Raw genomic sequence first — 7,112 nt, 5'->3', positions numbered from 1 at the left:
TTTACAATTACTTGTTCAACACTTTTATGTTCACCTAAACCAAAATTTATAATATTGGTAACTGATGATTTATACCCTCTTGAAAGGTAAAGTTTTTGAAATTGAATTTCTGAATTATACTTCACAGAGACTTCAGTTCCTATGCCAAAAGAATTATTGGAAGGACCTTTTAGGTCTACTTGTAGGTAATTTACGTTAGTATTATTTTCATAAATTCCAGCTTTATCATCTACATTATTAATAATTAAATCTAAGTCACCATCATTATCTAAATCCGCATAAGCAGATCCATAAGAGAATTTAGGATCATCTATTCCCCAGTTTTTAGAAGTATTAGTGAAAGTTAGATCTCCATTATTTTTATACATATAGTTACTTAATTTTTCTGAAGGCAAAAGATTTAGCGCTTCATCTAATGTCATTTTAATTTTATTCTCATAATTGCTTTTTATTAAATTAACAACATCATTATTTGCATAATCTTTATCAATACCATTAGTGATAAAAATATCTTTAAACCCATCATTATCAAAATCAGCAATAAGAGGAGCCCAACTCCAATCTGTTTTTACAATACCACTTAATTGCCCTGTTTCTTTAAACTTACCATTGCCTTCATTTATATGCAGCATGTTTGCCATATAAGAATGATGATATCCAATTTCAACTAATTTTTTAAAACCACTAGTACTCATGGCAGCCATATTTTCTTTTCCTCTAGCATAATTTTCAGCCAACATGTCCAGGGTAATTAAATCTTCAAAGGAGTCATTGTTGATATCCGCAAAATCTGAGCCCATACTATTTAAAGAAATATGATTAAAACTAGATAAAATATCATCTTTAAAGGTTCCATCTTTTTGATTGATGTACATAGCATCAGGTTGAAAAAAGTCGTTAGCTACATAAATATCATCCCAACCATCATTATTAAAATCGCCTATGCTAGCAGAATGGCCCCAGGTTTTATTATATAGTCCTGCTTCTCCAGTCACTTTAGTAAATTTAGTGCCATCGTTACGATATAACTGGTCGCTTGTAATTTCTTCAATCTGATTTTGTATTTTTTGACTTATTGTTTTTTTATTTACAAAATCATATCGATAATTCACAACATATAAATCTAAATCCCCATCGTTATCATAATCAATAGGATAACTTTGAGTTGTAAAACCAGGATCGTCAATGCCCCATATTTTCGCTTCCTCTTTAAATGTGCCATTCTTTTGATTGACAAACAATAAGTTTTCTCTTCCTTTTTTTTCTTTAAAAAAACCAGATTTTGAAACATAAATATCTAACCATCCATCATTATTGATGTCTAACATGGTTACCCCTGTTGTGAACCCAAGATAATCTTCAGTTCTAGAAGAAGAGGTGATGTCTTTAAATGTAAAGTCACCTTCGTTTTTATACAATTTATTAGGTCCAAAATTTGAAGTAAAATATAAATCTATTAAACCATCATTATCAATATCACCAACACCAACACCAGCTCCTGAATAAATGAATAAATTATTCATAAAATTCATTTCTTTATTTTGAATAATTTTATTTGTAAAATTTATATTAGATTGAGAATAATCAACTTTGGAGAATAAAGAACTACGCTCAGTGTCATTATTTTTTTCAGAATTGGTTTTTTTATTATCACTACAAGAACATAGCACTAATATGATACTTATGAGAGTTATTTTTTTCTGAATCATAGGGGTTAATTTGAAAATGAGAATAAATTATAAGCTATAGTTAAATACTTTAAGAGGAGCATTGTTACTAACTACAATATAATGTTCTTTTCCATTGATATTTAGGTTTTTAATGTCTTTGGCATCATTATCAATAAAGGGGTAATATTCCTTAGAATAGGAAAAATTACCTTTTCCGTCACCTAATAATACATATCCATAATTACTGTCATAACGAATGGTTTCTATCTCAGCATCATAAAGACCACCAACACCAATAATGTCTAGAATGCCATCATTATTAATGTCTTTGCTTATAAGCGAAGTTGTAGGTCCTGTTTGAGCTTCATTTAAAAGCGGTTTCATTTTAAAGGTGCCATCTCCAAGGTTTTCGATATAGGAGCTTTTAAAATTATGCGCTGCTAATTGAAAAGCATCGTTCAGTTTTTCTTCGCCATAAATGTGTTCCATATCAAGGCTCGCAAATTCTTTAAAGCTTCCAATTTTTTCTAATAAGAAAGGGTTTTGTTCCGAGCTACATTCTTTTCCTCTTATAGGAACTCTTTTACCATCATTAATTTTACTCATCGCTACATCGAAAGACCCATTGTCATCAAAATCTTTAGCATATATGAAAAGGGGTTTTTCTGTAGTGGGATGAAATTTATTGTTTCCCCCAATATTCCCTGCTACATAATCTTGATCTCCATCATTATCAAAGTCCCCAGCAGTGATACTAAACCACCACCCTTCATTATTTTCTAGGCCGTTTCCTTTTTCATTTTTTTCAAAAGAACCATTGGTATTTGTAAAAAGAGTAGGAGCCATCCATTCGCCAACGACCATCAAGTCTAAATCATTGTCATTATCATAATCGGTAAAAATAGATTGAGAAACCATACCGATATTAGATAGATCAGGACTATTTTTTGTGTCATCACTAAAAACCCCATTATTATTTTTTAATAAATACGATTTAGGAGCTAAAGGATATTTTCCAGGAATTACATTACCACCCACAAATAAATCTAAGTCACCATCCTTATCATAATCTCCAGCATTGATGTCTTTTCCAGAAACTAACATGGTAGGAAGTGCATTGTTTTTTCTAGTAAAATTACCGGCACCATTATTAAGGTATAACCTATCTTGTAAAAGCGGACTGTTTTCTTTTAATTCATAACCAGCGCTTACCACATAAAGGTCTTGATCTCCATCTTGGTCAGCATCAAAAAATAAAGCATTGGCATCTTCATATTTACGTTCTTTATTCCATAGCGATTCATTGGATTTTTTAAAGGTTCCATCGTTATTTTGAATGTATAATGCTGCACTAGCTCCAGCTGCATTCCCAACAAAGAAATCTTCTAGGCCATCTTTATTGACATCGGCTACCGTTATACCCGATCCTTTAGTCGATTGTTTTTGTGGAATTAATAATTGAAGTGAATAATCCTCAAACTCATTTTCTTTGTGTTGAAAATCAATTCCTAAGGAGGAATTATTAATATGCTGCGTATTGCTTTTTACTTGTTCTTTAGTATAAGCTACGTTGGTTGCTGATGCATAATCGACAACGAGTCGTTGATTGGCTTTAACATTTAATTGTTTTGAAGTTTTACCATCGGGCCATTTTACAATAACTTCATCTACACTTTCATTTTCTCCTAAACCAAAATTTAAAATATTGGTAACTGATGAAAAATACCCTCTTGTTATATATAGTTTTTGAAATTGAGTTTCTGTCTTATTTTTCACAAATACCTCAGTTCCTAGACCTAAAGAATTATTAGAAGGACCTTTTAAATCTACTTGCAGGTAATTTACATTAGCATTATTTCTATAAAGACTCGCATTGTGGTTAAAATTATTTGTTACTAAATCTAAATCACCATCATTATCTAAATCGGCATAAGCTGATCCATTTGAAAATGTTGGTTCGTCTAGTCCCCAATCACTAATTACTTTTTTAAATGAAAGGTTTCCTTCATTTTGAAACATATAGTTTTTTTGTTTTACTGAAGGAATTAAATCCATGACTTTTTCTAAAGACATGGCTATTTTATTTTCAAAATTATACTTAACTAGATTTCTAAAATCTTGATTATGATAATCTTTATAAACTCCATTGGAAATAAAAATATCTTTCATCCCATCATTATCAAAATCTGTAATAAGAGGCGCCCAACTCCAATCTGTATTTGTTATACCACTTAATTGACCTGTTTCTTTAAATTTACCATTCCCTTCATTATAAAAAAGCATATTCGTCATATATGGATAATGATACCCAGCATTCACTAAATTTTTAAACCCCTTAGAGTCCATAGAAGCCATATTTATTTTGCTTCTTTCATAATCTTCCGCAGCCATATCAAGGGTAATCAAATCTTCGAATGAATCATTATTAAGATCAGCAAAATCGGTACCCATACTATTAAATGAAATGTGATTTAATCTTGTTAAGATTTCATTATTAAAAGTTCCGTCTTTTTGATTAATGTACATGGCATCGGGTTCATTAAAATCGTTGGCAACATAAATATCTTCCCATCCATCATTATTAAAATCACCAATGGAAGCACTAAGTCCCCATGCTTTATTATACAATCCAGCTTCTCCTGTTACTTTTGTAAATATAGTACCATCGTTGCGATACAATTGATCACTCGTAGTTTCTTGAATGTTATTTTGTATCTCTGCACTAACTCTACCATTATTAGTGAAATCGTATCGATAATTAACGATATAGATATCCAAGTCGCCATCATTATCATAATCTAATGAGTACGCTTGAGTACCAAAGCCAGGATCATCTAATCCCCATTTTTTAGACTCTTCATAAAAGGTGCCATTTTTTTGATTAACAAAGAGTAAGTTTTTTCTTCCTTCATCATTTCCTAAGGAACCTGCTTTTAATACATATATATCTAACCAGCCATCATTATTAATATCTAACATGGTTACTCCTGTAGAAAATCCATTGTAATCTTCTGTTTTAGATGAAACTGTAATGTCTTTAAATTTAAAATCACCTTCGTTTTTGTATAATTTGTTTGGGCTATTATTCCCCACAAAATAAATGTCTTCTAAACCATCATTGTCAATATCTCCTAATGCTAACCCTGCTCCTGCATATAAATAAGGATAACTCATGAAGTTAAATTGCTTTGTTGGTGTAACCGTATTTTTAAAAGTAATAGATGACTTTTCCTTATTTATTTTTGTAAATAAATGAGTAGCATCATTAGTATAAACTCCATTTTTTGGTTGTTTTAATGATTCATTTTTACAAGAGGTAATAATAAGGAGAAGAAATAAAAACGATAAGCTATACTTCATAATTAAGTATTATAATGATAAAAAACAAATATATATAAAACAGTGGAATTTTAATTCTATTTGAAAAATAAACAAGCTATCTTATTATAAGGGAATATTTAAATATTTTATTTTTTAACAAAATAGCACAAATATCTTTATGTATATAGTGAATTAGCGGATAATACGCAGTTATTTTAGCTTAAATGTATGAGACTATTTTTTTTTTTTTTTATTTAACAAATATTTAAATATTTCCTTATATTGCTTCTCAGTTATTTATGAATCATAAAACAACAACAAACTATTATGAAAAAAATTTTCTTATTATTATTCGCATCGGTACTTGTATTTTCTTGTACAAAAAATGTTGAATTAGCAGATTCTTCGGCAGACTTGACGTCGACGATCTCCCAGTATGATGCCACCAACTTAGGTGTCTATAAAGGAGTATTTACAACACAAGGGACTATGGAAAGAGGAGTAGTAGAAATTAATGTAATTCCTGAGAATTACGCTACTGCAACTATTCAATTAGTGTCTGGACAAACAATTACGTTCCGTTCTACTCAAATTATTGAGGAAGAAATGGAAATTCTTGAACTTAAAATGATTGGAGCTGGTCTTGGAGAAACATCTTTCTTGCTTACAGCAGATATTGATGGATCAAACGTGATTATCTCTAGAGTAATGTTCAATGGTAAAAAAGCAGGTATGATTGCTGCACACGATACTTCAAGAGCACCAGTGGTTCCTATTACTGGAGTATTAGCTTGTGATGATTGTGCTGCACACCCATTATTAGTTACAGGTGATACTGGAACTTTTAGTTTATTATATGTAGGTGATGGTTCTGCCGATGACACGGTTACAGCTTTAGCTGATGTAGGAGTTATCGTTTCTACTTCAGGTGGACAATCTGGATGTGTTGATGGTGGTGCTCAAACTACTTGTGATATTACTGGTGGAGATCTTATAGGTACTAATGATATTGCATGGATTGGAACTCATACCTATGATAATGTAGGTGATTGTTCTGAAGCTGCTGGTACTTGGTCTTTAGATTCAGGTAACCACGGTTCTTATGCTGGTACTTTTACTAGTGATGTAACTTGTGTTCCTGGAGCTCCAGCAAATGATACTTGTGCTACGGCAGAAGCTGCTGTTTGTGGAGGTTCTTATACTGGAAGTACTGTTACGGCTACTGACGACGATGGAGCTTATGGCCCTGACGTATGGTATTCTCTTACTGGTTTAGTTGCTGGTACAGAAGTTACTGTTTCACTTTGTGGTGGATTAACTACTTACGATTCTCGTTTAGTTATATATGATGCATGTGGTGGATCTGAAATAGCTACAAACGATGATTCATGTGGTCTTCAATCTGAGATTATTTACATTACAGATGGTTCAGATGTATTAGTATCTGTACAAGCATTTAGTACTGGAACTGGAAACTACGGTTTAGATATTACTTGTGCTGCTGCACCAACGTGTAATGATGGAATCCAAAATGGAGACGAAACAGGAATCGATTGTGGTGGAGCTACGTGCCCAGCATGTCCTCCTGCTCCATTAACTTGTGGTGATGTTTATGTTGATGACGGTGGTACTGGTGGAGATTACTCTATTGATATTACTGAAAGTACTTTAGTTGATGCTACAGCTGGTTTAACTGCAAGTGTTGGTTTTACAGCGTTTGATATAGAAGCTACATGGGATTTCATGTATTTCTACGATGGAGCTACTTCAGGGGATCCTCAAATTATGGCTTCTGATTTAGGAGTTCCTGTTTCTGCAGATAGAAATGGTGGTTCTGGATTTACTGGAACTGATTTATTAGGTGACAGTGTAACTGCAACTGGACAATTTATGACAGTGGTATTTATTTCTGATGCTTCTGTGCCATTCCCAGGATGGGAAGGTAATGTGTCATGTTTAGCACCAGCACCACTTCAAGAAAACAGTGTTAAGTTTACAGCTACGCCTAGAGAACTTAAGGCAGCTACTCAAGGTGATATAATCGCTAGAAAGAAACTTATTAGAAGTCTTCAAAATAAATAAATATTAAATTAATTTATTTTAATAGTAAAACGCCTCCAG

The 7,112-nt window shown here is 32.1% G+C and carries 3 protein-coding genes (1 of these 3 running past the window's edge); 1 reads left to right on the top strand and 2 read right to left on the bottom strand.

Annotation, left to right across the window (positions count from 1 at the left end; genetic code table 11):
* Together ABXT64_RS01830 and ABXT64_RS01825 are read right to left on the bottom strand one after the other, a co-directional pair.
* Positions 1-1,709, bottom strand: the 5' portion of a protein-coding gene (locus ABXT64_RS01830; protein ID WP_443633691.1) for a VCBS repeat-containing protein. The gene continues 1,585 nt to the left of window position 1, outside the view; the window shows 1,709 of its 3,294 coding nt (coding positions 1-1,709); the start codon lies at positions 1,707-1,709; the stop codon falls past the left edge of the window.
* A 27-nt stretch (positions 1,710-1,736) separates the two neighbouring features.
* Complete coding sequence (locus ABXT64_RS01825; protein WP_443633690.1) at positions 1,737-5,030, bottom strand: VCBS repeat-containing protein; 3,294 nt, start codon at positions 5,028-5,030, stop codon at positions 1,737-1,739.
* A 288-nt stretch (positions 5,031-5,318) separates the two neighbouring features.
* Between ABXT64_RS01825 and ABXT64_RS01820 the strand changes: the two genes are divergently transcribed.
* Positions 5,319-7,073 carry a hypothetical protein gene (locus tag ABXT64_RS01820; RefSeq protein WP_443633689.1) on the top strand — a complete coding sequence of 585 codons (1,755 nt, stop codon included), beginning with the start codon at positions 5,319-5,321 and terminating at the stop codon, positions 7,071-7,073.
* The last annotated feature ends 39 nt before the right edge of the window (positions 7,074-7,112 follow it).

This window comes from Candidatus Marifrigoribacter sp. Uisw_064, from assembly GCF_047730175.1.
GTDB lineage: Bacteria > Bacteroidota > Bacteroidia > Flavobacteriales > Flavobacteriaceae > Marifrigoribacter.
Note: the sequence above shows the minus strand (reverse complement) of the source record. Positions and strands in the feature narration are given on the sequence as shown.

Coding starts and splice junctions, on each gene's coding strand:
- ABXT64_RS01820 (WP_443633689.1), top strand. CDS start 5,319: ATGAAAAAAATTTTCTTATTATTATTCGCATCGGTACTTGTATTTTCT.
- ABXT64_RS01825 (WP_443633690.1), bottom strand. CDS start 5,030: ATGAAGTATAGCTTATCGTTTTTATTTCTTCTCCTTATTATTACCTCT.